The 25,433-nt window shown below is 63.8% G+C and carries 24 protein-coding genes, 1 tRNA gene and 2 pseudogenes; 11 read left to right on the top strand and 16 right to left on the bottom strand.

Going from position 1 to position 25,433, the window contains the following annotated elements:
- Positions 1 to 60: 60 nt before the first annotated feature.
- The 5 genes from JOE66_RS00880 to JOE66_RS00860 all read right to left on the bottom strand — a co-directional run bounded on the left by JOE66_RS00880 (position 61) and on the right by JOE66_RS00860 (position 4,630).
- The gene (locus JOE66_RS00880) at positions 61 to 471 is read right to left on the bottom strand and encodes a single-stranded DNA-binding protein (protein ID WP_205106283.1); all 411 of its coding nucleotides are present in this window, start codon (positions 469 to 471) and stop codon (positions 61 to 63) included.
- Positions 472 to 886: 415 nt separating this feature from the next.
- The gene (locus JOE66_RS00875; RefSeq protein WP_205106282.1) at positions 887 to 2,365 is read right to left on the bottom strand and encodes a ParB/RepB/Spo0J family partition protein; all 1,479 of its coding nucleotides are present in this window, start codon (positions 2,363 to 2,365) and stop codon (positions 887 to 889) included.
- A 91-nt stretch (positions 2,366 to 2,456) separates the two neighbouring features.
- A complete protein-coding gene (locus tag JOE66_RS00870) occupies positions 2,457 to 2,828 on the bottom strand; it encodes a DUF3846 domain-containing protein (protein ID WP_205106281.1) in 372 nt (123 codons plus the stop codon).
- 394 nt (positions 2,829 to 3,222) lie between these two features.
- Positions 3,223 to 3,633, bottom strand: a complete 411-nt coding sequence (locus JOE66_RS00865; RefSeq protein ID WP_205106280.1) for a hypothetical protein — start codon at positions 3,631 to 3,633, stop codon at positions 3,223 to 3,225.
- Between the two features lie 64 nt (positions 3,634 to 3,697).
- Positions 3,698 to 4,630, bottom strand: a complete 933-nt coding sequence (locus tag JOE66_RS00860; RefSeq protein ID WP_205106279.1) for an ArdC family protein — start codon at positions 4,628 to 4,630, stop codon at positions 3,698 to 3,700.
- Between the two features lie 713 nt (positions 4,631 to 5,343).
- Here JOE66_RS00860 and JOE66_RS00855 point away from each other — a divergent pair.
- The 3 genes from JOE66_RS00855 to JOE66_RS00845 all read left to right on the top strand — a co-directional run bounded on the left by JOE66_RS00855 (position 5,344) and on the right by JOE66_RS00845 (position 6,933).
- A complete protein-coding gene (locus JOE66_RS00855; protein ID WP_205106278.1) occupies positions 5,344 to 6,267 on the top strand; it encodes a DNA-processing protein DprA in 924 nt (307 codons plus the stop codon).
- A 51-nt stretch (positions 6,268 to 6,318) separates the two neighbouring features.
- Positions 6,319 to 6,684 carry a single-stranded DNA-binding protein gene (locus JOE66_RS00850; protein ID WP_205106277.1) on the top strand — a complete coding sequence of 122 codons (366 nt, stop codon included), beginning with the start codon at positions 6,319 to 6,321 and terminating at the stop codon, positions 6,682 to 6,684.
- A gap of 111 nt (positions 6,685 to 6,795) precedes the next feature.
- On the top strand, positions 6,796 to 6,933 hold the full coding sequence (locus tag JOE66_RS00845) for a hypothetical protein (protein ID WP_205106276.1): 138 nt from the start codon (positions 6,796 to 6,798) through the stop codon (positions 6,931 to 6,933).
- A 257-nt stretch (positions 6,934 to 7,190) separates the two neighbouring features.
- Here JOE66_RS00845 and JOE66_RS00840 read toward each other — a convergent pair whose 3' ends face one another.
- Both JOE66_RS00840 and nrdH read right to left on the bottom strand, forming a co-directional pair.
- Entirely contained in the window at positions 7,191 to 7,877 is a 687-nt protein-coding gene (locus JOE66_RS00840) for a histidine phosphatase family protein (RefSeq protein WP_307826987.1), read from the bottom strand.
- A 36-nt stretch (positions 7,878 to 7,913) separates the two neighbouring features.
- Positions 7,914 to 8,141, bottom strand: coding sequence for a glutaredoxin-like protein NrdH (gene nrdH, locus JOE66_RS00835; protein ID WP_205106275.1), 228 nt, complete (start codon positions 8,139 to 8,141; stop codon positions 7,914 to 7,916).
- Between the two features lie 293 nt (positions 8,142 to 8,434).
- Between nrdH and JOE66_RS17880 the strand changes: the two are divergent.
- Together JOE66_RS17880 and JOE66_RS16995 are read left to right on the top strand one after the other, a co-directional pair.
- Positions 8,435 to 8,710 (top strand): annotated as a pseudogene (locus JOE66_RS17880) (transposase family protein); the annotation flags it as partial.
- Positions 8,702 to 9,448 (top strand): annotated as a pseudogene (locus tag JOE66_RS16995) (IS1595 family transposase); the annotation flags it as partial. The pseudogenes JOE66_RS17880 and JOE66_RS16995, both read left to right, overlap by 9 nt.
- A gap of 44 nt (positions 9,449 to 9,492) precedes the next feature.
- Here the strand turns inward: JOE66_RS16995 and JOE66_RS00825 are convergent.
- Positions 9,493 to 10,011, bottom strand: coding sequence for a hypothetical protein (locus JOE66_RS00825; protein WP_205106273.1), 519 nt, complete (start codon positions 10,009 to 10,011; stop codon positions 9,493 to 9,495).
- A 272-nt stretch (positions 10,012 to 10,283) separates the two neighbouring features.
- Between JOE66_RS00825 and JOE66_RS16990 the strand changes: the two genes are divergently transcribed.
- Positions 10,284 to 11,528, top strand: coding sequence for a Nal1-like putative serine protease (locus JOE66_RS16990; protein WP_239518170.1), 1,245 nt, complete (start codon positions 10,284 to 10,286; stop codon positions 11,526 to 11,528).
- On the top strand, positions 11,528 to 12,538 hold the full coding sequence (locus JOE66_RS16985; RefSeq protein WP_239518169.1) for a phospholipase C/P1 nuclease family protein: 1,011 nt from the start codon (positions 11,528 to 11,530) through the stop codon (positions 12,536 to 12,538). Before JOE66_RS16990 ends, JOE66_RS16985 begins: the two co-directional genes overlap by 1 nt.
- A 168-nt stretch (positions 12,539 to 12,706) precedes the next feature.
- Here JOE66_RS16985 and JOE66_RS00815 read toward each other — a convergent pair whose 3' ends face one another.
- The 4 genes from JOE66_RS00815 to JOE66_RS00800 all read right to left on the bottom strand — a co-directional run bounded on the left by JOE66_RS00815 (position 12,707) and on the right by JOE66_RS00800 (position 16,748).
- The gene (locus tag JOE66_RS00815; RefSeq protein WP_205106272.1) at positions 12,707 to 14,593 is read right to left on the bottom strand and encodes a type IV secretory system conjugative DNA transfer family protein; all 1,887 of its coding nucleotides are present in this window, start codon (positions 14,591 to 14,593) and stop codon (positions 12,707 to 12,709) included.
- The gene (locus JOE66_RS00810) at positions 14,590 to 15,318 is read right to left on the bottom strand and encodes a hypothetical protein (protein ID WP_205106271.1); all 729 of its coding nucleotides are present in this window, start codon (positions 15,316 to 15,318) and stop codon (positions 14,590 to 14,592) included. Before JOE66_RS00810 ends, JOE66_RS00815 begins: the two co-directional genes overlap by 4 nt.
- Positions 15,319 to 16,034: 716 nt before the next feature.
- Positions 16,035 to 16,442: a hypothetical protein gene (locus JOE66_RS00805; RefSeq protein WP_205106270.1), complete on the bottom strand. Its 408-nt coding sequence runs from the start codon at positions 16,440 to 16,442 to the stop codon at positions 16,035 to 16,037.
- Between the two features lie 99 nt (positions 16,443 to 16,541).
- Positions 16,542 to 16,748: a helix-turn-helix transcriptional regulator gene (locus JOE66_RS00800; RefSeq protein ID WP_205106269.1), complete on the bottom strand. Its 207-nt coding sequence runs from the start codon at positions 16,746 to 16,748 to the stop codon at positions 16,542 to 16,544.
- Positions 16,749 to 16,850: 102 nt separating this feature from the next.
- On the opposite strand from JOE66_RS00800, the gene JOE66_RS00795 reads away from it, so the two are divergent.
- Complete coding sequence (locus JOE66_RS00795) at positions 16,851 to 17,447, top strand: helix-turn-helix domain-containing protein (RefSeq protein WP_205106268.1); 597 nt, start codon at positions 16,851 to 16,853, stop codon at positions 17,445 to 17,447.
- 3 nt (positions 17,448 to 17,450) lie between these two features.
- Positions 17,451 to 18,575 (top strand): site-specific integrase, encoded by a 1,125-nt coding sequence (locus JOE66_RS00790; RefSeq protein WP_205106267.1) that lies wholly within the window; start codon positions 17,451 to 17,453, stop codon positions 18,573 to 18,575.
- 40 nt (positions 18,576 to 18,615) lie between these two features.
- Here the strand turns inward: JOE66_RS00790 and JOE66_RS00785 are convergent.
- The 3 genes from JOE66_RS00785 to serS all read right to left on the bottom strand — a co-directional run bounded on the left by JOE66_RS00785 (position 18,616) and on the right by serS (position 21,132).
- Positions 18,616 to 18,700: transfer RNA gene (locus tag JOE66_RS00785), tRNA-Ser, on the bottom strand.
- A 201-nt stretch (positions 18,701 to 18,901) separates the two neighbouring features.
- On the bottom strand, positions 18,902 to 19,750 hold the full coding sequence (locus JOE66_RS00780) for an HAD-IIB family hydrolase (protein WP_205111452.1): 849 nt from the start codon (positions 19,748 to 19,750) through the stop codon (positions 18,902 to 18,904).
- 104 nt (positions 19,751 to 19,854) lie between these two features.
- Positions 19,855 to 21,132: a serine--tRNA ligase gene (gene serS / locus JOE66_RS00775; protein WP_205106266.1), complete on the bottom strand. Its 1,278-nt coding sequence runs from the start codon at positions 21,130 to 21,132 to the stop codon at positions 19,855 to 19,857.
- 283 nt (positions 21,133 to 21,415) lie between these two features.
- Between serS and JOE66_RS00770 the strand changes: the two genes are divergently transcribed.
- Positions 21,416 to 22,402 carry a diacylglycerol/lipid kinase family protein gene (locus JOE66_RS00770; RefSeq protein ID WP_307826984.1) on the top strand — a complete coding sequence of 329 codons (987 nt, stop codon included), beginning with the start codon at positions 21,416 to 21,418 and terminating at the stop codon, positions 22,400 to 22,402.
- A 293-nt stretch (positions 22,403 to 22,695) separates the two neighbouring features.
- Here JOE66_RS00770 and pheA read toward each other — a convergent pair whose 3' ends face one another.
- Entirely contained in the window at positions 22,696 to 23,658 is a 963-nt protein-coding gene (gene pheA / locus JOE66_RS00765; protein ID WP_205106264.1) for a prephenate dehydratase, read from the bottom strand.
- 160 nt (positions 23,659 to 23,818) lie between these two features.
- Here pheA and JOE66_RS17530 point away from each other — a divergent pair, with 160 nt between their 5' ends.
- Positions 23,819 to 25,420: an Ig-like domain-containing protein gene (locus JOE66_RS17530; protein ID WP_205106263.1), complete on the top strand. Its 1,602-nt coding sequence runs from the start codon at positions 23,819 to 23,821 to the stop codon at positions 25,418 to 25,420.
- Positions 25,421 to 25,433: the final 13 nt, after the last annotated feature.

Here is a 25,433-nt window from a genome sequence, read left to right as displayed (position 1 = left end):
CCCCTTGCTGTGAGGAAGGGCGGGGGTGCCGGACCAAGGTTCGGCACCCCCGCATGGTGGTTAGAAGGGGTTGTCGCTGTCACCGACCGGCTCGGCCCCCACGGTGTCCCCATTGGCTGTGGGGGTTTTGGTGTAGAGGCTGGTGCCGAAGACGAGGTCGGGGCCTGCGTTGTTGGCTTCGATCTCGACGGTGGTTCCGGTCTTGCCGTCGTTGTCCCAGTCTCGGATGTGCACGCTGCCGGTGACGATGACGTGATCGCCCTTGTTCAAGGACGCAGCGACGTGTTCGGCGAGGGCCCGGAAGGTGGTGACGGTGTACCAGTTGGTTTCTTCGCGGGCTTCTTTGCTGGCCGAGTTGTAGCGGCGTTGCATGGACGCCAACCGGAACGAGCTAATCGCAAGGCCCTCGTCGGTGGTGATGCTCCTCGGGGTGGTCGCGATAATTCCGGTGACGGTGATGGTGTCGTTCATTGTGCTTTTCTCCTTAGGGATCGACATTCTGTTTGTGCCTTCCGGCGAGAGAAACGTGAACGAGCTGGAGGGCCTGGAGTGCCCAGATTCGCGGGCGAAATAAGCCCGCAGGGCGCGTCAGTGAATCTGGGAACGCAAGGCCCGGAGCGAGTTAGCTTCGTCCGCCGGAAAGGTCACAAACAGCACCATCAGCACTGCGCCGCCCACCGGGCGGCTCCGCTTTCCCCGTCGCCGGCCTCCGTGCCGGCGACCATCTGAACGCTGAGAAGAAAGCGCGGAATCGAACCGCCTATTCCCTTTCGCCGCCGGCCCCGGGAGGGCCGGCGCACACACCCATCTGCGGCGGTGAGGTGATCTCCGAACTGGTGTAGGTGAGGGGCGGGCCGTGTTGCGCGCGGCCCACCCCTCCGAGGTGTTACTCGGTGTCCGTTTCTGCGTCTTCTGCAGTCGCGTCCGCGTCCGCTTCCGCTTCTGGGCAGCCTGCCGCGATCCGTTCGACGACGGAGAGGTGATAGCCCCATTTTTCGATCTGCAAAAGGTAGGCCTCATCCGATGGGTTCGGGTTCCGCCATGACTCCCGGCTGGTCCGGTTCTCCCGCGCGGACAACGCGACCGCGAGACTCACATATCCGGCCTTCGTCGGGGTTGCCTCGACCATCACGGCGAGAGCCTCGCGTGCCGCGTAACCTTCGTGGCCGAGGAACACTGCGGCGCCGCCGCTGTTGTCGCCGGTCACGTCATACGAGTGCCGGGTCAGGGTCACCGCGACGAACGCGGCCGCATCTGCAGGGAGCTTCTTCCGCGTCAGAAACTCTGTGATCCAGCCTTTCCTGACCGTCTCACTTGTGTCCCACGCCTTGTTATTCGCGATCAGCGTTCGCCGTTCTGCGCGCTTGGTTTCGGCCTGGGCGTCGGCTTCTTCCTCGGACAGTTCAACCGGCGCTGTCGCTTGCTGGCGGTAGCCGCGATAGATGGGCTGATGCAATTCCGGCTTCGTGCAGAGCGGCACCACTTCAGTGTCGTCCTCACCGAGCCCGTTCACCGTCACGAACACCGCGTGACCCTCACACCCCCTGTGCGCCACCGCATCCAACGCAGGACGCTCGTCAGCATCCTCGGCGGCGTTCGTCAGTCGGGATAGGTGCGCCATCGTCGAGTAGTCCCACTTCGTAACCACGGTCAGACCCTCGGCCTCGAGAACGGTCACGACCTCAGTCTGTCGGGTTTGGCGGGCGGTTTCGTCGCGGCATTCCTGCGCGGCATAGTTGAGGTCTTCGTCGTCGCAGTCGGTGATGGCGGCGATGGCGTCCTCGTTCCCGTCGAACTCTGCGATCAGGAGTAGCCGGTCAAAAGAAACCGTGCCGTAACCGGCGTACTGCGTCGCGGCTTTGCTCTGACCGATGCTCAATGCCCCGGTGACGGTGGCTTTGTCTGCTCCGGCGGATTTGGCGATCTTGTCCACACTGATCCCGTCAAGGGCCAGTTGCTCGTACGCGGCAATCCGGTCCGTGAGGGTCAGTTCGGTGCGGGCGAAGGTCCGCAGCTGATCAAGGATCCGGCCAGACGCGGTGCCCGTAGTGTCCGCGATACCGAACACGGCCAGCATCGAGCTAAGCCACGCTTCTCGGGCCGCGAGCAAGCGGCGTTGTCCGTCATAGACGTACGTGATGCCGTCCTCACCCCGACGCGCGAGGACTGGCTCTCGGACTCCCTCGGCGCGGATCGAGTCCACGAACTCCGGGGGCAGGACGGGGTTTGTGCGGATGTTCGGGTCAAGCTCGACCTTCTGCGGGTCAACAGATTCGATGGTGACGGTGCCTGCTGCGAGGCTCGCAGCGAGGTCCGGGGCGGCTGTGCTGTTGTCGGCTGCCGGGGTGGTGTTGTTCTTGGTCACGATGTTTTCCTTCTTGGTAGTGTGGTTGGGTCGGTCGGGAACCGAGGCACTTCACTTGCTTCGGTTCCCGACCTTTTTTGTTGGGTTGGTGTTACTGGATAGGGACGATGGCGTTCGCGAACTGCCACCACTCAATGACCGTCGCGGTCTGCTCCGGGGTGAGGCTGACGGTGTCGCCGTCCTCGTTCGACCTGAGGAACAAGCCGGGACCGGACAGGTGCGTCTGGAACGGGCGGGTGAGCCGCAGCATCAACGTGAGGGTCGGGTTCGGTTCCTGCGTGTACAGGCCTTCGTCGTCGACCCACGCATCGATGCTGCCTTCCAGCCCGATGACGTCGACGGTGGTGCAGCCGATGTGCTGGTACATGCCCAGCAGGCGGGTGTGGGTGTTGGTGGCGTCGATGCAGACGGTGGACAGTGCCCCGTCGTTGTCGATCCGGATCCCGGTAATGTGTTCAGTCATTTCATATCTCCTCTTCGTTGTTTTGCCGTGAAGGCGGTTTACCGCCGCTAGGGACTGGCCGTGCAGTGCAACCCGGAGGGCGGCGGGGAGAGAATTCCGGCACGAAATAAGAGAGCCCGAAGGGTGAACGCGTGCCGGAAATCTCGGCGGAGCCGGCAGCGCAGCTGCTTGCGCGGAACGGATAGGCCCGTACGCTTCCGAAGGATTCACGGCAAACAACGAGCCCCGGCCAGGGGCGACAACAGCGCCGCGAAGCGGCTCCATCCAGAGAAGAAGGTCGACGGCGAAGCCGTTGGGCCACTACTCGCACCCCGTTGTTCCGGTCATGATCACGACAGCGACGCCCGCCCGGTGCTTCGGGCGGGCGTCGCTTGTTCCTGGAGGCGTTGCGTGTTCAGGTCGAGACGATGATCTGTACGTCGTCGGCGTCGCCTTCCCAGAACAGGTCGAGAATCGCATTGCGGATCTTCTCGGCGTCGACGCCGCATGCCCGGTCAGGGAACGAGACCGTGATGGTGTGCACGGGGGCTGCGTTGTCGGTGTCTCCGCCGGTCTGGTCTTCGATGGCGTATTGGTAAGTCCAGGCGATCGCTACGGCACCGTCGGGGCCGTCGCCGTCCCTTTCGTACGCGGCACGGTGTTCGTCCTGCCCAGGGTGTGGGGCGCGGGTGCAGCGCCACTGGATCCCATCTGTGTCGATGGTTTCGGCTCCGCACTCGGAGCCATCGACACTGCGGCAAGCATTCGGGGCTTCGGGGTCGAGCTCGTGGCCGAGAGTGTCGGGGCGCTGATAGGTGATGATCATGATCTTGCTTCCCTTCCGGGGTTCGGGCGGGGACGGCGATCCTGCCACCCCCGCGGTGGTGAGGTCAGGCGGCGGCGTTTGCGGTTTCGTCTGCAGGGTCGTCTGTTGCTTCGTCTTCGGGGGTGAGGATTCCGGCGATCTGGTGCGCGGTGCGGAGCACCCGGGCGGCGGTGGATTTGATGAGGTCGGTGTCTGCGTTCGCCCATCCGGCGATATAGCCCACCGAGTACGCGGAAGTATCGAACCCGACCATTCCGGCGACGACGTAGGCGACGCTCTCGGCCTCGGTCTCCAGCAGGCCGCGGTGCTGGGCGTACTCGGCCAAGTCGTCAATGTGGCTCAACAGGATGTGCGCGCACTCGTGGATCATCGTCTTCGCCGCCGCCTCCGGCGACAGATCAGAGTCGATAACCACCGTCATCTCCTGAGGCCGGGTGACACCGTTCATGCTGCCCGGCAGGGGCCAGCGCTCGACAGCCCAGCTCTCACCGATCAGGTAGGAGCTGAGGGCGTCCACGATGCCGTGATCGTCCGCGCCGGTGAGGAGCGTGGTGAGGGTGCTGGGGTCGCCCTGGTCGGGGTCGATGAGGTCTGCCTGGCTGACATCGAACACTGACAGGATCGGGAACCGGGAGATCTTCTTCTCTACCTCGTCGCCGTTGGCGTCTTCCTCGGTGACCTTGTTGGTCGAGTACCCGAAAATGCGGATCGCCTTCGAGCCCTTCCGAACCTGCCGGTTCAGGGCCTGCCACTTCCGGAACCCCGCGATCTGCGACGCTTCGGGCATCTGAGAGAGGATCAACAAAACGTTGTTCAGCGAGTACGCGTGGAACGCTTGCGCGAAGTCGAGGAACGCTTCCCATCGGCCGGAGTCGCGCAACGTCTCGACCTGATGGGTGATCGACTGCTGCAGCGCCTCCGCTTGCGCTTTTTTCTTCTCGGCCGTCTTAACGGGGGTGCGGGTCGTGCTGGTGCGGGTGGCGGTTGCGGTGGTCATGGTCTGTTCTCCTTCTCTCCTCCACGTTGTTTTGCCGTGAAGGCGGTTCACCGCCGCTAGGGACAGGCCGTAAAGCGCCACCCGGAGGGCGGTGGGGGAGAGATTTCCGGCACGAAATGAGGAAGCGCAGCGACCGCGTGCCGGAAATCTCGGCGGAGCCGGCAGCGCAGCTGCTTGCGCGAAACGGGCGGGCCCGTACGCTTCCGAAGGATTCACGGCCAAACCAACATGCCCCGACCAGGGGCGGCTACAGCGCCGCGAAGCCGCTCAAATCAGACAAAAGAGGGCGACAGCGGAGCCGTTGGGCCGAGGCCTCGGCTGCGGGCTGCGGGGCGAGGGCTGGTTTCGACGTGTCCACGGTGATAGCACCCTGATATCACCCTGCTGTTGCGCTGTTTCCTGGGCGGTCCGTTCCCGACGGCGCTCCGTCAGAACCTGCTCGAGTTAGTGCGGGGAGCTGCGTTCGCAGCTCAACAAGCGTCTGAACGGTGCCGCTGCGCGACGCTGTGCCGATGGGGATGTTTGGGGTCTTGTTTGACCTTTCCGGCTGACGAACCTAACTCGCTTCAGCCCTTGCGTTCCCAGATTCACGGACGCGCCCTGCGGGCTTATTTCGCCCGAGATTCTGGGCACTCCAGGCCCTCTCGCTCGTTCACGTTTCTCTCGCCGGAAGGCAAACAAAAATTGTTGTTCAGAGAGGAAAAAACAGGCTCATGGCCCAGACAAACCGAACCCTCGTCGAAGCCCTTCAACACACCACCAATACGCACCACTCCGCGAACACGGTCGCGAGGATCGTGTGGGCCGGGATCGCCAATCCGGGCGATACCCTTGCCGGGGCGCTCACCCAGACCGTCGGCCACGAATACGCCCTCGAGATCCTCCTGAACAGCACCGGTGACTTTGCTGCTGGCATCCCGCTCACGCACATCCGGAAGGTTGCCTCCGAACGGTTCTCGGTGAAGAACGCGGTCCGCGCGATCAACGCGACCCAACGGAAGGGGTACACGCTCCTCACCCCAGAGCGGGCCGGCTGGCCGGAGCTCGTCGAAGGGTTGGGGTTCGCGATGCCCCACGCGCTCTGGGTCCGCGGCGATACCACCCTCTTCAACCGGGGCCCGGTGACCGTGACCGGGTCGAGGGCCTGCACGACGTACGGGCGGCATGTCTGCCTTGAACTTGCCAGCGGGCTAGCGCAGCGCGGTTACACCATCGTCACCGGCGCCTCGTACGGGATCGACACGTACGCGGCCCGCGCCGCACTGGCCCTGGACTGCCCGACGATCGCGGTGCTCGCCGGCGGGGTCGATCAGTTCTACCCGACCGGGAACCAGCTCATGCTCAGCCGCATCGCCAAGACCGGTGCGCTCGTCAGCGAGCTGCCGCCCGGCACCCCGCCGGCCCGGTTCCAGCAACGGAACCGGCTCACCGCCGCGCTGGCCGAGAAAACAATTGTGATCGAGGCCGAGGACACCGTCGGCGCTCTCTCGACCGCACTCATCGCCAAAGAACTCGGCCGCGGCATCGGCGCAGTCCCCGGAATGATCATCAGCCCGCAGAGCGTCGGCTGCAACACCCTCATCCGCAACCACGGCGCCGTCCCCATCACCACCATCACCGACGCCGACTGGCTCTAACAACCCAACACAACGCCACCCCGGCACAACCTAGATAGGAGAACACAAATCATGTCCACACGAACCATCACCGGGAACCTCGCCGCCGACCCCGAAATCGTCCAGGCCGGCTGCATCACCATCACCAAAATTCGCGTCATCGAGAACACCGGCGAATACCGCGCAGGCACCTGGCACGCCCACCCCTCGGCGACGACGCACTTCGTTGAAGCTCGCTTCGAACTCGGCGAGAACGCTGCCGCTACCCTCCACAAGGGCGACTCCGTCATCATCATCGGACGCGAGCAGACCGAAACCTGGGGAGCCGACGACAACCGCCAATACGGGCGGGTAATCCATGCCGAGGCCATCGGTGTTAATCTTTCCCGCGCCGTCGCCCAGGTCCGCCGAGTCACCCGCGGCGACGACGGTAGCTGAGCAACCAGTGGTGGGCGCGAGGCAAGATGCCCGCGCCCACCTGCTCAATGTCGCCAATCGCGCTAGGAGTCAGCTCTTATGAGGTCTGCTCGTAAGGAGTATGGTTTGCGCGTGGGCGAACGCATCGAGTGCATGATCGGCGACTGCCATGAAGCACCTGACCGGACGATGGTCGTGAATGAGAGTGGCGTCCTCGTTGAGTACGCGGTCTGCGCACTGCACGAACGGTCGGCACTGGCCGGAGCCTGACTTCCAGCCCCAACGAATCCCGCTCGAGGCTTACTCGGGCTACAGATCACCTGACCCGGGAGCCAGGACTGGTCTTCCACCGAACCCGTTGCCGCGCAGTACGCGGTCAAGCAGTTGCAGGGCAACGACGCCATGCGCGTAGCGGAAGCGGGTCGTCTGATGGTTGGAAAATTCGAACTTTGTAAGGGCGCCCGAGGCGAGTACCGATTCCGGGTCGGGCTGGCCGACGCGCCGATCGTCGGAGTCTGACCGATCGGTCAGACCTGTCTGGCGCGAGCGCCGAGCAAGGTATCGCCAGCTGGGTCGACCGCACGAGCGTCGGCAAGTTTGCTCCCGCCGAGCGGGGTTTCCAGCCACGTCACGAGCTCCCACGGGTCGTCTTCGTTCTCGCGTTGCAGGGTGACCATGCCGGTGTTGTCGAGTTGGTGGGTGGATGCGTAGCTTCCGTCGATGTTCGCCACTCGTGCAGCCGCCCACGTCCGGATGGCCGTGCCGTGACTGAACACCGCGACGACCTCGTCCCCGTTCGCTTGGATGTGGGCGATGGCGTCGTCGTAGCGGTCGAAGAACTCGTTTCCATCGGGACCGCCCGGGATTCGTTCGTCGAGGTGGCCCTCGGCCCATAAGAATGATGTGGTCAGATAGGTGTCGACCGAGGCGGGGTCGGTTCGGTCTTCGAGGGTGCCGGCTTCAATCTCGCGGAGCCCGTCCAAAACCGTGGTGGCGAGACCGAGCTCACTTGCGAGGGGCTGCGCGGTGAGCTGGGTGCGGACCAGCGTCGAGGCATAAATGGCGTCGACTGGTTGGTCGCGGAGAGCCCGCGGGATGGCCGCGGCTTGTTGGAAGCCGATATCGGTGAGGCCGGGACCAGGCGCGTGAGTGTCGAGTTGGCCGAGGACGTTAGCTGGGGTTTGACCGTGCCGGATGAGAAGAAGCCGCATCATCCGGTCAGCCTAGAACCCGCCCACGACGTGACGCCATCAGAGGACGAGGGTGGCGATCAGGTCGGGCCGGAATCCTACCCAGGTCGTGGTCGGTGTTTCGACGACGGGAACTTGCAGGTAGCCGAGTCCCTTGACGTGCTCGAGGGCAGCTGGGTCTTGAGTGATATCGATGATCTCGGCGTCGATGCTCCGGTCGGTGAGAGCGCGTTTGGTGGCGGTGCACTGGACGCAGCCTGGCTTGGAGAACAGTGTCACGGTGGTCATGATGGGGGTCCTTTCGGTGGTTTCGGTGGTGCCTTTCCGGCAGGGCGCGTCAGGGCGACGGGGAGCCGGCGGAGTTCCGGCTGGTCTGGGCGAAATAAGCCCTTGGGGGCGCGTCCCGACCGGTCGGTGCGCAGTTGGTGCCCGGGAAGTACGATCGGCACCCGGAAAGGTCCCCGAAACGGGCCAGTCGCGCCATCCCACCGTGCTGTTGTGGTTCATGGTTGGAGTCGGTCGACTGAGGATGCCCAGACCCAGGCCTGCCGAGGAGCGCCATCGGCTGCTGTCCAGCGGATGTGCACGGCCCGGTCAGTCCATTCGAACGCTTCCGCGTCGGCGCGGATCACGGCTTCCGGGAACCGCACCCACGCCTTGACCCGAATGGGTTGCTCCGCGGCTTTCACCGGGTGGCGTTCGAGGTCGAGTTCTTCCGGTGTCAGGGTGGCGGGTTGGGGCCTGGTGAGGCATGCTTTGACTACCTCGCGAAATTGCGATGGCCTGCTGGTTTCGTTTGCCCTGCCTGCTCCGGAATGACGTTCTGGCGAACCTCCTCAAAGCTTTGGATGTGTCAAAGCTGCTCTCGCCGAACGTCGGTTACCGCGGGAACGATCTTTGAGGGCACTCGCTCACCTCTCCGTACCTGGTTCGCGGCGGTGTGGTTCGCGATGGCGCAGAAGAACGGAGTTTCTGCACTTGGCCTTCAACGCGTGCTCGGGCTGAAGTCCTATGAAACCGCTTGGGCTTGGATGCACAAACTTCGACGCGCGATGGTTGTCCCCAATCGCGACGTGCTGTCTGGCGTCGTGGAGGTGGATGAGACCTATGTCGGCGGTATCAGCCGAGGCAACGCAGGCCGTTCGAGCGACAAATTAGGGGTAATGTTCGCAGCGGAAATGGTGACCGCCCGCAAACTCGGCCGAGTGCGTCTGGAACCGACCCCTACGGGCGGGCTGGCATTGATCGAGTTCACCCAGCGCGTCGTAGCGCCCGCCTCAAAGGTCAGAACAGACGGCGCTCGGGAACTTCGACGGCTATCGGGGCTCGGTTATGACCACACCTACTTCACTCAACTCGGCTCGTCCGTTCCCGCTCATGTCGACCTGCCTGGCGTACACATGGTCGCTTCACTTCTGAAACGGTGGCTGACCGGCACGCTGCACTACGGCGCGTCCAGCGACCATCTTGCCTATTACCTCGACGAATTCGTGTTTCGTTTCAACCGTCGAACCGCCGCAAGTCGAGGTCTGCTGTTCTACCGACTGCTCGAGCAGGCGGTAAACACGGGACCTCAGCCGCTCAGCGACCTTATCGTTGGCGCGCAGTTTGACTGATTGCCCAACGCCTCCCGATACGCCTACGCCTCGACGGCTCCAGCGGCTCCGATTCTTTTTTTCAATTCGATGCTGATTTCTGCAAGCTCGGCATCCGACTTCGGGAATAGCCCGAGGAAGCCGCGACCGAGAATCACCATCGGATATTTGACGTTGCCGCGTTCGAGAGCGAACTCAAGCTCAAGCGCACGGTCAGATCGTTCCGACTCTTGAACAATCGCGGAGTTAACGCTCACGATCTGATGCAAGGTCGCTTCAAATAGTTGCTTTGGGTTGATGCCTCCAGACCAAAAACGGAGCGCGTCTGAATCGACGCTCACGGCCATCCACGTGGGCAGCCGCGACCTCGACTGCGGCGAGTAGACCCGCATCAACTCCTGACCGGCGGCTTGTGACCCGCGCGGGGTCACTGCCGTGAGAATGAGTGCCGTCGGGCGCCTGCGTTGCAGGGTTCTAAATCGCATCTGGCTCGGTCCTGCGATCGCGATCATGATCACGAATACAATCGCCAGACCGCCCACGACAGATATCAGCACGCTCATAAGCCCTAGAGTATCGCCTCTTTAGCCTCACTTCAGTGAAGCAGATACCCAGTACATATGTTCGATTAAAGCGACGCGGCCCTTCGTGCCAGTTCCGGCACCATCGTGCCCAGAGCCAAGGTGGTCGGCAGCGTGTGATGCTGCACCCCGCGAGTTCACCACGCGTCTCTTTCGGTGTCGGAGGGTGGAGTGTATTCTGCCGTCAGAACGCGATCGAAGGTACTAGCGCCCGCTTGGCGCGGTGCCGAGGCTTGGGGGTTGTGGTGGTGGATGTGTTGGGTGCAGATAGTGATTTCGCGAGCCTGTCGACAGCGGACCTGCTCGAGGCTAGGGATCAGTATCACTGGCATCTGCTGAACAAGAAGAACGTCGTCGGCACCGCGGTCGGCCGGTACCTTATCCGCACCACCGACCCACAACCCGAGGCCTCTGAAAGGGTGTTTTCGGCGCGGCGGGCGATGACGGTGAAACCAGCGCGGACGTTCGAGAACTCCGAAATCCGAGACTACTCCTGGCCGTGCATCCTCGTCCTCGTCGATGAGTGGTTGGACGCTGACAAGTTCGGTCTCGGCGACGGGCAAACCTCCCCCGACCAAGTCGTCCCGAAAACCCTCTACCTCCCCGACGGCCGCACCGTCCCGGTCTGCGTCGTCCTCGTCGAACGGTCCGCACCGGACGACTCGGTGCTGCCGCCTCGGACGTGGCCAGCCGGCCGGATCGGGGGCGGGTTCCCGCTGCTGTGCGAAGTCCAGGGCGTGCAGAACGTCGCGTCCGTCGGGACCCTCGTGACCGACGGACATACCGTGTTCGCGCTGACCAGCCGTCACGTGACCGGCCCTGCGGGGACGGTCGTGTCGAGCGTCGCGGACGGCACCGAAACCCCCATCGGACGCTCGGCTGCGAACCAGATCACAAGGTTGCCGTTCTCCGACGTGTACACGGACTTCCCCGGCCGCCGCACCTACCTCACCCTCGATGCCGGTCTTATCGAGGTCGATGACGTCACCGCGTGGACGTCGCAGGGCTACGGGTTGCCGAAAGTGGGTGAGCTTGCGGATCTGAACGAGCAGAACATCAGCGTCCGCCTGATCGGCGCCGAAGTCCGCGCGTTCGGTGCCGCTTCCGGGAATCTCTCCGGCCGGATTACCGCTCTGTTTTACCGGTACCGGAGTGTGGGTGGGTACGACGACGTCACCGACTTCCTCATCTCCCCCACGCCCGGCACCCCCGACAGCCGGCCCGGGGACTCCGGCACCCTCTGGCACCTCGTGCAAGCGGACGGGCAGCCGTTGCGGCCGATCGCGTTGCAGTGGGGCGGACAATCGTTTCTCGCTTCGACGGGGAAGAACTACAACTTCACCCTCGCGACCAGCCTCACCAACATCCTCCGGATCTTGAACGTCGAGCTCGTCGTGGACTACAACACCGGTGCGCAACCGTTCTGGGGGAAACCGGACACTACACGATCGCGTCCTACGCCACCGAACACCTCACCTCCCCCACCCTCCAGACCTTGATGACCAGCAATGTGGATCGGATCAGTTTCGCCCTCCGCGACCTCGTTGCCACCGACATCAACAACGGGACCATTGCCGGGAAGAAGGCTGGCGGGTTCATCCCGCTCGCGGACGTTCCCGATCTGGTCTGGAAGAACCTGCCCTCGGCGGTGAAGGGCGGCCGAGATACGGCGTTCCGGACCGGTCCGGAACACACCACGCACTTCGCCGACGCCGACCAACCACGCCCCTCGGATCAAAAGACCATCCGGGAGCTGTGCATGCAGGATCCGGCGAATGTGAACGTGGCGGTGTGGCAGGAGTACTACACCAGCCTCGGCCACACCGACCCCGGCGACCGGGGGTTGTTGCCGTTTCGGGTGTGGCAGTTCTTCGACGAAATGGTCGCCGCCATCAAAGCCAAGAACCTCACCCGGTACGTCGCGGCAGCGGGACTTGTCGCGCACTATGTCGGCGACGCCTGTCAACCGCTGCACGGTTCCTACCTCGCCGACGGGCTCCCGGACGGCACCGGGTCTGGGGTGCACTCGGCGTACGAATCCACAATGGTCGACCGGCACGACACCGACATCCTCACCGCCCTCACCACTGCCCTTAAGAACGCCGACCCGCACCCGACAGTTACGACGGGGCAGCAGGTCGCTGTCGAGATCGTGAACCTGATGGACCGGTCTGCGAAAGCCATCGACCCGAAAACCCTCGTCCTCGCGTACGCGGCCGTGGCGATGAAGAAGGGCGACAGCAGCGTGAAGGTCACGGATGCGTTGTGGGCGCAATTTGGCCAACAGACTGTTGGCCTTTTCGCCGACGGCGCACTCACGCTTGCGATGGTGTGGCAAAGCGCGTGGAACGCCGCCAAAGGCGACACCAAACTCCGCGCCACAACAGACGTGAGCGCTATCGCGACCGGAGCCCTTCAGGCGCTGTATGAGGATCCAGGGTTCGTCCCGTCGCTGGACCTGGACCACATCGGAACTGTGCTGCAGTCGTCGGCCCGGAAGGAAAGCTGACGGAGGCGCGTTCACCGCTCGTTCATTTCGGAGTCGTGTAATGGTGTCTGCTCCAAGCATTGGTACTCCGGGAGGCAGGGAGGCTCCGCGTTCGGGTCGCTGACGACTCATCGCACTGTGGCTCACGGCGAACACGTCGGGAGCCACAGATCAGTTCGAAATAGCTGCTCAGTCCGCGGCCTGATCGGGGTCGAGCGTGTCAGCTACTTCGGCATCGTCGACGACGGGGTCGCGTTGCCGGTCGACTTTTCGGTTGGGCAGGGCACGGAACGGTGCGATCGCGCCGCCTTGGACCAGCCAGAATGCTCCGTCGGCCGCTTCTCGGACGTCTTGGGGTGGGATGAGGTAGGAGTGCTGGGCGCGGGCGGTGCCGAGTTCCTCGCCGGTTGCAAGGCCCGAGGATTCCATCCGGATGACAGTGCCGGCGTACTTGACGACGTCTTCCGGGTCCTTGGACCGACCAAAGATCAGCGCCGCCCCGGACGTCAAGGCACGACGCCTGCGAACCTCATCGTTGGACAGACCGGCGGGACTCTGCGTGGCAAGCACGAGGCCGACGCCTGCGCTGCGGGCGGTCTCGAACAGGCTCCCGGCGGTGTCGCCCGGGTCCTGCGCACCGGTGACCAGCTGCGGGAACTCGTCAACGATCACGACGACCGGGTACTTGTCCCGGCGTTCGAGCCTGGTGGAGAGGAAGTTCCGCAGATCGAGCAACAGCAGGTCACCGAGTCGGGCTTGGGCGTCGTCCACGGGGGTGAGGGGGATAACGGTGACGTCGGCTTTGGGTTTGTCGTAGGACCAGCCGTCCTCACCGAGCCACCGCTCCAGCGGGCGAAGCGCAACCAGCAAACTCTGCAGGGCGCGGGCGCCTGCGGTGGCGCCGGTGGCGCGGTCGACGGCCTTGTTCACCATGCCGAGATCGTATTGGTCCCGGACGTGCGGGGCGGGGTTCGTGAGCCGGTCACGGAGGTCCGGGACGGACCGGATTGGGGTTTGGTCTTGCACGGCTTGGAGGACGCCGCGGATCTCGTCGAGGTAGTGCTGGTTCGCGCCGTCCGGGACGGGCATCAGCCTCATGAGTTTCGCGGTGACCTGGTCGGCGGTGCCGTTGAACAGATCCCACACGCCCCCGGCGACGGCGGTGCGGCCGTAGCTGCGGGCAACGTTCACGAGGTCTTCGGCGTCGGCCGGGTCGCCTTTCGCGTCGATGACGAAAACGGGCCATCCGTACTCGAGCGCGCAGAGCACGAGATCGTTGATCAGCACCGTCTTGCCGGAGCCGGACTCTGCGATCAGCAGCGCCCGAACGGCCGACGAGGTCGTCGGGAGGACAAGGTGCCGGCCGGTGTCGTCGACCCAGTCCCTGACTCGGCGGACGTCGTAGAAGCGGTCAGCGAACGTTCGCACGGTGACTCGGTTGACGATCCCGAACGCCTGACGGCCCCCACCGACCGGCAACGGCCCGGTGGTGATGCGCTTGCTGGCACCGACGATCCGGCCGGTGTCACCTTCGAGTTTCACACCGATGCGCCTCGCAGCGCTGCTATCGGAGGCGCGTTTGCGGGCCGCTTCGATGCGCTCCTGCCGCACCACGTCCGAGATGCGTCTGGTTCGAACGAGCCGGGCGATCCGTCGACGGCTCAGCGACCACGCCGCCGGAAGCAGCAGAACGCCGAAGAGGAAGTTCACCAAGGCCCACGGCCCGAACATCGGCAGCAGCTGCCACTGCCACCCGTCCGCCGTCACGAACGCCGCAGCAGCGCCCGAGCTGACCCATCCAGCGAGGAGGATGCCTTCGACTGTCAGGAGGGCGAGCACGATCAGAATGCCGAGGGTGTTGATCAGCCACTGCCAACGGGTGACGGTCCAGAATCGTGACTTCGTCGCCAGCACGTCCCCCGTCAGTCGGGACGCCCCGACCGGGATCAGAAGCGGTAACGCGATCAGAACGATCAGGGCCACCACGACTACCTTGATGGCAGCACCCGCGAGGTCGGTGACCGGGTCGGAGACGGGTTGCTGCGTTTGAGACCGTGATGCTTGGGTGGCGGTCATGGCTCGACCTGCCCTGGTGCACCCCATCCCGCTGCGCCCTGAAGCACCGAGCTCACACTCTCCGGACCAGCCGTTACGACGGTCTCGGCGACGGGAGCGTCGCCGGCGATCCAGTGCCCTTTCACGTCGAACGCAGTCACAGCGGTGAGCTTGTGGCGTTCGGTTCGGAAGATGAACTTGTCCGCTTCCCGGTCCACGATCCGGGCCGCATCGGCGGTGCAGAAGTAGGCGACGCGGGCGACGTTTTCGCGGTCCAAACGGAACACGTGATTGTCGCAAATCTGCTTGTACCGCTGCCACGTTTTCGGAGTCAGTTCGACCTCGACAAGCTCGACCCGGTCACCCTTCTGGGCGACCCCGTCGACCTGATGATCGAGCATCCCGGCGGGCTTCCGATCGCGCCGCCACGCGTACCCGGCAGCAAGGTAGCGTGCGGACACGAGGGCGACCGCGACCTCGTGTCTGGTGGTCTGTTTGAACAGGTTCGGCGGTGTTTTCCCGATGGCCTGGTGAGTGGCCCAGATGATCGATCCATCACGGAACGTCGGACGTGCCCTATCTACCCATCCCAGTTTCGCGAGCCTCGTGACCCACTGGTTCGCCCGCCGGATCGTCACCGGCTGATCCCGACCAGACGTCGCACCCAGCGCCCACCGGACCCCTTCAATATCTGCGATCCGAACCACCGTCAGCCACTCCAACATGGCCTCGTCTCTCTCCGTCACCTGCACCATCACGAACCTCACAAACCGTCACACAACAACTTCACTGCCAACTTCTGTTCTTTGTTTTTGTTTCTTTTTGTTTTTTCTTCTACTTCTATTTCTCTCTTCTTTTTCCTTTTTCTTCTTCTGTTTTTCCCTGTCCCACTGTTAGCCCTTTACTTCCCAACCTCCCTCATGAAACCAGTGGTGAGTGCGGGAGGTTGGGAAGCGCGGCCTCCGCGGGGGTGGCAGTGGGACAGGGAAAAACAGGCCGTACTACTTCCTTTACCTATTCCCGCTCCGGGAAGTAGCAAAAGAATAGGCACGGGAACCCCCCGAACGGGGGTAGCGGGTTCTGCGTGTCGAAAATCCCGATATGCAGAACTGATGCGCACCTCGCTCCACGCCGTCATCTGCATTCTCTGAGCCGCGTTCGCGGAAACCCCTCTGGCCGACGAGGCGACCTCGCAATCTGGCGTCGAGGCAGCGAGTACCTCGTCGATGCTCCGCCATCTCGATGAGGTTGACGGCGTCGCCTCGGAAGCCCACGCCCGGGGAGGTGCGAGGAGCCGGTCGGCTTTGCGGGGTGGGTTATCCACAGGCGTCTTCTGCGTTTCGCGTACTGGTCCAATTTTGTTAATTACTGGTTCTTCCTGTTAGGGGGGTCACTGGGTGACCCCCACTGGTGGTCAGAAACTGACACCCTGAGGGGGTCAGAAAGTGACCCTCTGTGGTGGTCAGAAATTGACCCCCTTCTCACGCTTAGAAGCGAGGTCAACCACCGGGTTTAGCCGCCTCCGGACCGCGGGTGGGCGCGAGCTGTCCACGAGCAATTCGAACTCCGCGGTCTGTCCCGCATGGCCTGATCGCACTCGCTCGATCGCACCCTTCGTGAGCAGCTCCTTGACTGTGCGTTTCACGACCTGGAAGGCGCGATCTGACCCGTTGTCGGGAGCCAAGAATCCGAGGGCGATAGCCGACGATTCACGGCCGGCGAAGTAGCGTCGGGGTGCCATGCCGCCGGGGTTATCCCAGTCGTCCCAGCACTCCAACGCCATGTGTAAGAACAGGCGCGTGGCCGCGTGGCCGAGGTCGAGCTGGGCTGCGACGAGGACGGCGTTCTTTGCGGCGTACAGTCCCACCATCGCCTCCTTCGCGCTAGCGGAATCGCTTACCAATATCGGCGCCGGGCGACTCGATGCAGCGGCGACGACGATGGTCCGGTTGTTGTGGCCGGAGGTCCGTCACGCCGTGCGGGTCCGTGGCAGAGTGCGCTGCTGGGCTGCCGCTTCAACCCAGGCCAGCACCTGGGACCGCTTGTAAAGAACGGTTTTGGGGGTGGGCTTGTAGAACGTCGGCCCGATGCCGCGATACCGGAGTTGAGCGAGCGCGGCAACGCTGACGCCGGTCAACGTGCTCACGGCGGCTGGGGTAATAAATTCATCTTCCATGATCTACCTGTCAATCTTGTAACTGTGATTCAACTGCTCTGTGAAAATCACAGTACACATCACTTCCTAGATTGACAAGCCTCAGTTTGCTAATCTGTGCATGTGACAGATTTTCGAACCGAGAAAGATATCGGCCGACGCATCAAAGCGCTCAGGCGACAACGCGGACTTCTCACCGCGCGAGACCTCGCCGACGCCATCCCTCTCGACGCCCTCAGCGAATCAGTCATCCAAAACATCGAAGCCGGCCGCAAAGCGGAACTCTCCGTCAGCCAACTACTCAACATCGCAGCGGCCCTCCGAGTACCACCTATCGTGCTACTGGCACCCATCGGACTGCCGCTCCACGGACCCGACGTGCCCAACCTCAGCAGCGACATCGCAGAAATGACAACAGTCGAATTCGACGCATGGCTCTCCGGAGCAAGCGACGGCGCCTACCGATGGAAAACCAAAGACGAACGCGCCGAACGCGGCGAACTCCAAGCCATGCGCGAACTCCAAACCCAACTCCAAGAACGCGCACGACTGCGCAGCATCCTCGAGATCGAAAACGAGGACCCCCTCACCGAGACACAGCTCAACGAACAAGCGTGGGAGTCAACCAGCGAACGCATCACCAACGTGCAACGCCGCATCGACCAACTCCAGACCTACCTGACCTCAGCAGGATGGGAACTCGACGGCTGGGCGGCGTAATCGATGGGGTCGATCTCCTCCTATCAGACGGCAGAGGGCAGGCGATATCGGGTCCGTTATCGAAGGCCGGACAAGTCTCAGACGGATAAGCGAGGTTTCAAAACCAAACGCGAAGCGGAGCTTTTCGCTGCCTCAGTCGAAATGTCTATGGCGCGCGGCGAATACATCGAGGCATCAGCATCACGCGTCACCGTAAATGAGCTGGGCATCGGGTGGCTGGCGACCCAGACCCACTTGAAACCATCGTCCCTCCGACCCGCTGAGATCGCGTGGCGCGTGCACGTCAATCCAGTTTGGGGCACCGTATCGGTTGGAGATGTCCGTCATACCGATGTCCAAAACTGGGTTTCGGAACTCTCAAAGAAGCGGGGCGCAACAACTGTTATCCGGGCATACGGAGTACTGGCTGCGATCTTGGACTCAGCCGTCAGGGACAGACGACTTCCGTCCAACCCGGCTCGAGGCGTCAACCTTCCAAGGAAAGTAGCTAAAGAGCACCAATACCTGACCCATCAACAGGTGCACGATCTCGCGGCGAAGTCGGGTGACTATGAAACCCTCATCTTCGTACTTGCCTATACGGGCCTCCGGTGGGGAGAAGCGATCGGGATGCGAGCGTCCGATGTGGATTTCGATCGCCGCCGCATCCGGGTGTCGGTCAATGCCGTCGAAGTAGGAACCGAGATCTTTGTCGGAACGCCAAAGAGCCACAAACGGCGTATCGTCGCCTTTCCTGAATTTCTCGAGCCTGCCTTACGCGAACAACTCCGCGGTAAGACGCAAGACGATCTTGTCTTCCCGGGCGAGCAAGGTGGGCATTTACGTCGAGCAACGCGTGGAACCAGGACATGGTTCAAGTCCGCTCTCAAAGCAGCTGAGCTTCAACCCATGACCCTCCACGATCTTCGGCACACCGCCGCGAGTCTCGCAGTCAGTTCCGGCGGAAACGTCAAAGCGGTCCAGCGAATGCTCGGCCACGCCTCCGCTGCCATGACTCTAGACGTATACGCTGACCTGTTTGATGCTGACCTGGACACGCTTGCAGAGGGCCTGAATGAGGCTGCTCGTAAATCAGTTGTGGGCAAAATGTGGGCACGAGATGAATCCCAAGGTCGTCCCACCCCCTGAGATCCGCATGATTACGGGGATCGCATACCCCACTACTATGCGGAGGGCGTGAGATTCGAACTCACGAGACGTTTCCGCCCACCAGTTTTCAAGACTGGCTCCATCGGCCACTCGGACAGCCCTCCATGCCTGCGGCGTCAGACGCCAGCAGACAGGAGTCGATCCTACCCGACGGGGGTACAACCGCACGAACGCGCGCGTTGCCTGACTACCGGCCGCCGTTGTGCGGGCAGAAAAACACCCATAAGCGCAGATTTGGGTGTATTTCTGCCCGCGCTCGAACGTACGGCGCTGCGCACTCGCGGCAGAAGCACGAAACGCCCGGGCTAGCCCAGCGTCGCGAGCGCGTGCGCGAGCCCGTCGGCGTGCACCGACGACGTCACCTCGGTGGCCGCCGCCTTCACGTCATCGGGAGCCTGGCCCATGGCGACAGCCCGGCCATCGGCACCGGCCCACTCGAACATCTCGATGTCGTTGCGCCCGTCGCCCACCGCGAACAGCCGCGACGAGGGGATGCCCAGCAGTTGTCGCACGCGTTCAAGCCCGGTCGACTTGTTGACGCCGTCGGGCGCGATGTCGAGCCAGGCCGTCCACCCGACCGAATACGAGACGCGGTGCAGGCCCATGGTCTCGACGATCGCGAGAAAGTCCTCCATGTCGTGCCCGGGCGAGATGACGACCACGCGGGTGGCGTCGATCGACAGGAGGTCTTCGAACGCGACCTGCTCGCCGCCGACGCCCATCGAGTCGCTCGGGAAATCGCCGGTGTAGCGAAAGTAGCCCTCTTCGTCTTCGACGGCGTAGTGCGCTTTGGCGAGGTGCGAGCGAATCTGGGTGAGCACCGCGGCCGGATTGAAGGTCTCGACGATCTCGCGCCGATAGCCGAGCGGGGCATCCGGGTCGCGTTGCAGCGTGATGGCACCGTTCGAGCACACGACGTACGTGGGAGTGATGCCGAGCAGGTCGAGCACAGGCAGGGTCGCGGCGACCGAGCGGCCGGTGGCGAGCATGACTTCGTGGCCGAGGCCGGTGAGACGGGCAACCTGGTCGATCACGGCCGGGGTGATCGACCCGTCTTCGTGCAGAATCGTGCCGTCAATGTCGAGCGTGACGAGCCAGCGGTCGACCGGACGCCCGGCAGCGCCCGGTGCGTGAGCAAGTGCATCGGCTGGGATCTCTGCGCCTTCCGGCACCTCCCCGGGCAACGCGTCGAAGTCGCCTGCATCGACGTCGCCCGCACTGAAGTCGCCAGCAGCACTGAAGCCTGACGTTTCGGCACTCACGGGCGTCGGCCGTTCAGCGGTTCGATGACCTCGAGGCCACCGAGGTACGGGCGAAGCGGCTCGGGCACGAGCACCGAACCGTCGGCGCGCTGGTGCGTCTCGAGGATGGCGACGATCCAGCGGGTGGTGGCGAGAGTGCCGTTGAGGGTCGAAACAGGAGCGGTCTTGCCCGACTCGGTGCGGTACCGGGCATCCAACCGGCGTGCCTGGTACGTGGTGCAGTTCGAGGTCGAGGTGAGCTCGCGGAAGGTGCCCTGCGTCGGAACCCACGCCTCGATGTCGTACTTGCGCGCGGCGCTCGAGCCGAGGTCGCCAGCGGCAACATCGATGACGCGGTAGTTGAGGCCGAGCGAGGTCAGAAGGTCTTCCTGGTAGCTGAGCAGTTTCAGATGCTCGGCCTCGGCCTCTTCGGGCAGAACGTACGAGAACATCTCGAGCTTGTTGAACTGGTGAACGCGCAGGATGCCCCGCGTATCCTTGCCGCCCGACCCCGCCTCGCGGCGGTAGCACGTCGACCAGCCGGCGTAGCGATACGGGCCCTCGGTGAGGTCGAGGATCTCGTCGGAGTGGTAGCCGGCGAGCGCCACCTCGCTGGTGCCGGTGAGGTAGAGGTCGTCGGCGGGCAGGTAGTAGATCTCGTCGGCGTGTTCGCCGAGGAAACCGGTGCCGCGCATGATCTCGGGGCGCACGAGGGTGGGGGTGATCATCGGGGTGAAGCCCGAGTCGATGGCCTTCTGCAAGGCCAGGTTCATGAGGGCGAGCTCGAGGCGGGCGCCGATGCCGGTGAGAAAGTAGAAGCGTGCGCCGCTGACCTTGGCGCCGCGCTGCAGGTCGAAGGCGCCGATCAGCTCGCCGAGTTCGACGTGGTCGCGGGGTTCGAAATCGAAGGTGGGGCGCGTTCCCACCTCGCGGAGCGTGATGAAGTTCTCTTCGCCGCCCGAGGGCACCCCCGGGAGGATGGGGTTGGCGATGGAGCCGACGAGGTCGAGGAACTGCTGCTCAGCATCCGTCGCCCTCTGGCCCGCGGCCTTCACCTCGGCGGCCAGCGACTGGGCTTCGGCCACGAGAGCCTTCTTCTCGTCGGGAGCGGCCTTGGCGACGCGCTTGCCGAAGGTGTTCTGCGAGGCGCGCAGGTTCTCGAAGTCGGTGATGGCCGCGCGTCGTTCGACGTCGGCGGCGAGCGCCTGGTCGACGAGTTCGACGGAGTCACCCCTGGCTGCTTGCGACTGCTTGATGGCCTCGGGATTCTCGCGCAGAAGTACTGGATCGATCACCTAAGCAATCCTAGGGCGTGCGCCCGGGGTGGCACTCGGCGAAGCGGCTGGCTCGCAGGGTGAGCGCGCTCATGACGGAGCGCGGGCGAACAGTCACAGCGGCCTGCCGCGTGCACTCTGCACGCCGAGTGACGTGTGGACGATTCTGTGGACGGCCCACTGCCCCGGCCTGCCGCCTGAGGGCCGCGCGAGGTGGGTGGACCGCGCAGCGAGCAGGCTGCTGCCGGAGTGAGCGAAAGGCGTTCGATGCATGCGGCGGCTGCGATGCCCTACGTTTGAGAATGTGGCCAACGCTCAGCAACCGACCGGGGTGACTGCCGCGGTGAAGCGCGCCGCAGTCGTCTACAACCCGACGAAAGTCGATGTCGATCGGCTGAAGAAGTCGGTGACCTCGCACGAGGCGGCCGCCGGGTGGGGCGAGACTCGCTGGTACGAGACGAGCGTCGAAGACGCCGGCCAAGGTGTGACGCGGGCAGCGGTTGCCGACGGGGCAAGTGTGGTGCTCGCCGCCGGGGGCGACGGAACCGTTCGCGCTGTCGCCGAATCCCTCAGGGCAACCGGTGTGCCGATGGCCCTCCTCGCGTCGGGCACGGGCAACCTCCTGGCGCGAAACCTCGACCTGACGCTCGACTTCGAGTCGGCTGTCGGGCTGATGTTCACGGGCTACGACCGGTCGATCGATCTCGGGCTCATCACCGTGCACCGAATGGATGCGGCCGAGTCGACACACGTCTTCCTGGTGATCGCCGGCCTCGGCATCGACGCCAAGATGATCGCGAACACGAATGACAAGCTGAAGAAGACCTTCGGCTGGCTGGCTTACATCGACGGCACGATGCGGGCGCTCCCCCAGCTGCGGCCGATCAAGATGAAGGTCAGTATCGACAACGAGAAGTGGCGGAGCGTCAGTGCGCACTCGGTCATGGCGGGCAACTGCGGGCTGCTGCCCGGGGGGATCGAGCTGATCCCCGAGGCGAAGCTCGACGACGGGGTGCTCGACTTCATCGCCCTACGGCCCCACGGGCTGTTCGGCTGGGTGCGGGTCTGGAACAAGCTGACGTTCGAGAACGGCGTGCTGTTGAAGTCAGCCGCGGGCCGCCGTTTGCTCGAGCTCACGCCGAAGGGCAATGATGTGGTCTACCGCAAGGGCCTCGACCTGCGACTCAGGCTGGAGGAACCTCAGGAGATCCAGCTCGACGGCGACGAGTTCGGCCTGGCCGACGGGGTCGAAATGTGGATCGAACCTGGCGCCCTGCGCGTTCGCGTCTGACGCTGGTTGAGTAGCAGCGGTAGCAGCGTATCGAAACCGGAACGCGCGGGGCTTTCGATGCGCGTGGCTTCGCCGCGCTACTCAACCAGCGACGGTGCTGCGCCTCAGAAATAACTCAATCGTCAATAACTCAATCGTCGGCCCTCAGTCAATCCTCCGCAAATAGTGCGTCGGTTTGCCCCAGGGCCGACGATTGGTCGAAACCGCGCGCTGGAGCTGAAAGCGGGCATCCAGTGGATGCTCGCCGTGGCGTGGGCCCAATGCTGACGAAGCTGCGCTTCCCCCGGCCCGAACTACGCCTCGGGCTCGCCACTCACCAGCCCGCGCAGCCAGTCGCGCGCCTCGATGAACACCTCGTCGTCGTAACGGTCGACGTACTCCACCGGCGCGTGGTCGGCACGCGGATACGACCCGAGAAAGATGACGTTCGGGCTGAACCGTCGAAGTCCCATCAGCGCATCGGCCACGCGCTCGTCCAGAACGTGCCCGTCGGCGTCGATCACGAAGCGGTAGCGGCCGAGGGCATCGCCGATCGGGCGAGACTGCAGCAGGCTCAGGTTCACCCCGCGGGTGGAGAACTGCTCCAGCAGTTCCAGCAGGGCGCCCGAGCGATCATCCGGCAGCTCGGCGATGATGCTCGTCTTGTCGGCGCCAGTGGGCGCAGGCAGGGTGGTGCTGCGGCTGACGAGCACGAAGCGCGTCACGGCGTTCTGATTGTCGCCGATGTTGTCTGCCAGAATCTGCAGCTCGTGATGCGAGACGATGCGCGCCGGGGCGATGGCGGCATCGGCCAGGTCGCTGTCGAACAGGTTGAGCGCGCTGGCCACGTTCGACGTCGACGGAATGTGCCCGTGCGTCGGCAGGTTCGCCTCGAGCCAGTTGCGGCACTGCGCATACGCCACCGGATGCGCGTTCACCACGTGCACGTCTTCGAGCTCGATGCCGGGCCGGGCCACCAGCGCGAACTGCACCTTCACGAGGTACTCGCCGATGATCCGCAGGTTCGGGATGCTCGCCAGCGCGTCTTGCGTAGCACTCACCCCGCCCTCCACTGAGTTCTCGATCGCGATCATCGCGGCCACGCTGCGGCCCGACACGACGTCGTCGAGCGCCTCACCCACGTTGTTGACGCTGCGCCAGGTCTGGCCGGCGGCCTCAGGCACCTGCGCGAGGGCCGCTTCAGTGAAGGTGCCGGAGGGGCCGAGGTAGCTGTAGGTGCGCGGGGTGTCGTCAGTGAGCGGGGGTGCGGCTGGCATGCCCCGAGCCTACTGCGAGACGGCTGCGAGATTTTCTGGGAATTCTGCCATCCCGCGTAAGGGAAACCGCCCCGCCGACTCTCTCTTCATAGGAACACGTGATTACACGATTCGAAGGTTCCTTCACCGAGTACGGTGCCAATTGCAAAGGGAGACGTCAGTGCGAGTATCGAAGAAGGTTGCGGGGCCGGTCATGGCCTTGCTTTTGGCTGCAGGGCTTGTGGCCACGATGGGGGCCACGGCGGCTTCCGCCAAGGATCTGACGGGGCCATTCAAAGATCATCAGCCTCTCGCCTGCATGCGTGGAGGTGGTAGTGGCCTTCAGCTTGAGAGTGGCTGTGATTATCACCCCTTCGGTGGCGGCAAGACAGGCGGAGTCACGTTCGGCTGGGACCAGACCTACTACTCGGACGCGAAAGACTTCAGCGCCTTCAACGCGCTCAAGAACCCTCGCCTCTTTCCCCAGAGCAACTCGGGTTTCACCTGCATCACTGCAGACAACGGCTCGCTGGTATGCGACCGGAGCACCGCGGCGGCACCGAATCAAGGCAAGCCCGGGGCGACCGTCAACCAGTTGGGGCAGTACGCCTACCGCGGAGACGTCGTGAGCTGGACCCAGGACGAAACCTCTGACTGTGCGTTCCTCGGCGTATCCTCGTGTTTCACTGCCACCTTCACTTTCCCGCAGTACATCGCCACCGCGGTCTATCGCTGGGACACGTCTACCGGACTTCTGAAGGAACCGGATGTCGTGTGGATGAAGAAGGACGGCACGATGATCGGCACCTCCACACACTTCCTCACCGGAAGTGATCCCGCGGCAGACATGGTGCCAGCGGGATCAATGAACGTCACGAGCTTTGTGAGCCCGGGCAAGAGCTTCACGGCCCTTCCTGCCGGTACCGATGTCACCTACGGCGTCACACTGACCGCGACCCAGTCCGGCTCTGCCGTCGTGACTCTGAATACTCACGGCGTCGAAGGTCTGACAGAAGCTGTCGTCCCCGACTCGTGGGTGCGCTACGGCACGGGAAATCCGTCGATCGTCAAGTATCTCGTTCCCTACATGAATGCCGGCGAGATCAAGTCACTCTCACTGCACTTCACGAGCAACGGCACCGAGAACGTCGCGATCGACGCAGACGTCAACTCGCAGGCGAAAACTCGCGCCGCAGTAGACCTGCGACCCGATGCTCCCGCCTGTGACGTACCCGCAACCGGAGCAGTCGTCCCCGTCGGTGGCGAACAGACGACGCTTTACGACGTAAATTGCCATGTTCCTGCAGGCACGCACCTCGAGACTCGCGCGCACCCTGACACCCATGGCGTGGTGACCATCGTCGGAGGAAGTTCTCTGGTCTACAAGGCAGACGACCCGAAGTTCACCGGCAAAGCGCGCACTGCCGTCTGGGCCGTCAACGACAATGGCCAGAGCGCAGAACCCACGTTCATCGACATCAACGTCGTTCCGCCGGCCACCGCACTCGCCGACACGTTCACCGTCGCCGCGGGCCAGACCCTGACGCTGGATGCAGCACACGGCGTCATCGCGAACGACCAGTTCGCTGCTGGCCCCGACGGTTGGTACGTGGAGGCGGGTAACGCACCCGCCAACGGTTCGCTCGACATCCGTGCCGACGGTTCGCTGACGTACACGCCGAAAGCCGGCTTCACAGGTGACGACACCTTCCGCTATCGCCTGGGCGGCCGTAACGGCTCGCACAGTGGCGTGGTCACGGTGACGATGCACGTGACTCCGTAACGAAGGCAAGCAT

Source organism: Subtercola frigoramans, from assembly GCF_016907385.1.
Classification (GTDB): domain Bacteria; phylum Actinomycetota; class Actinomycetes; order Actinomycetales; family Microbacteriaceae; genus Subtercola; species Subtercola frigoramans.
This window is presented reverse-complemented; position numbering and strand designations above follow the sequence as displayed.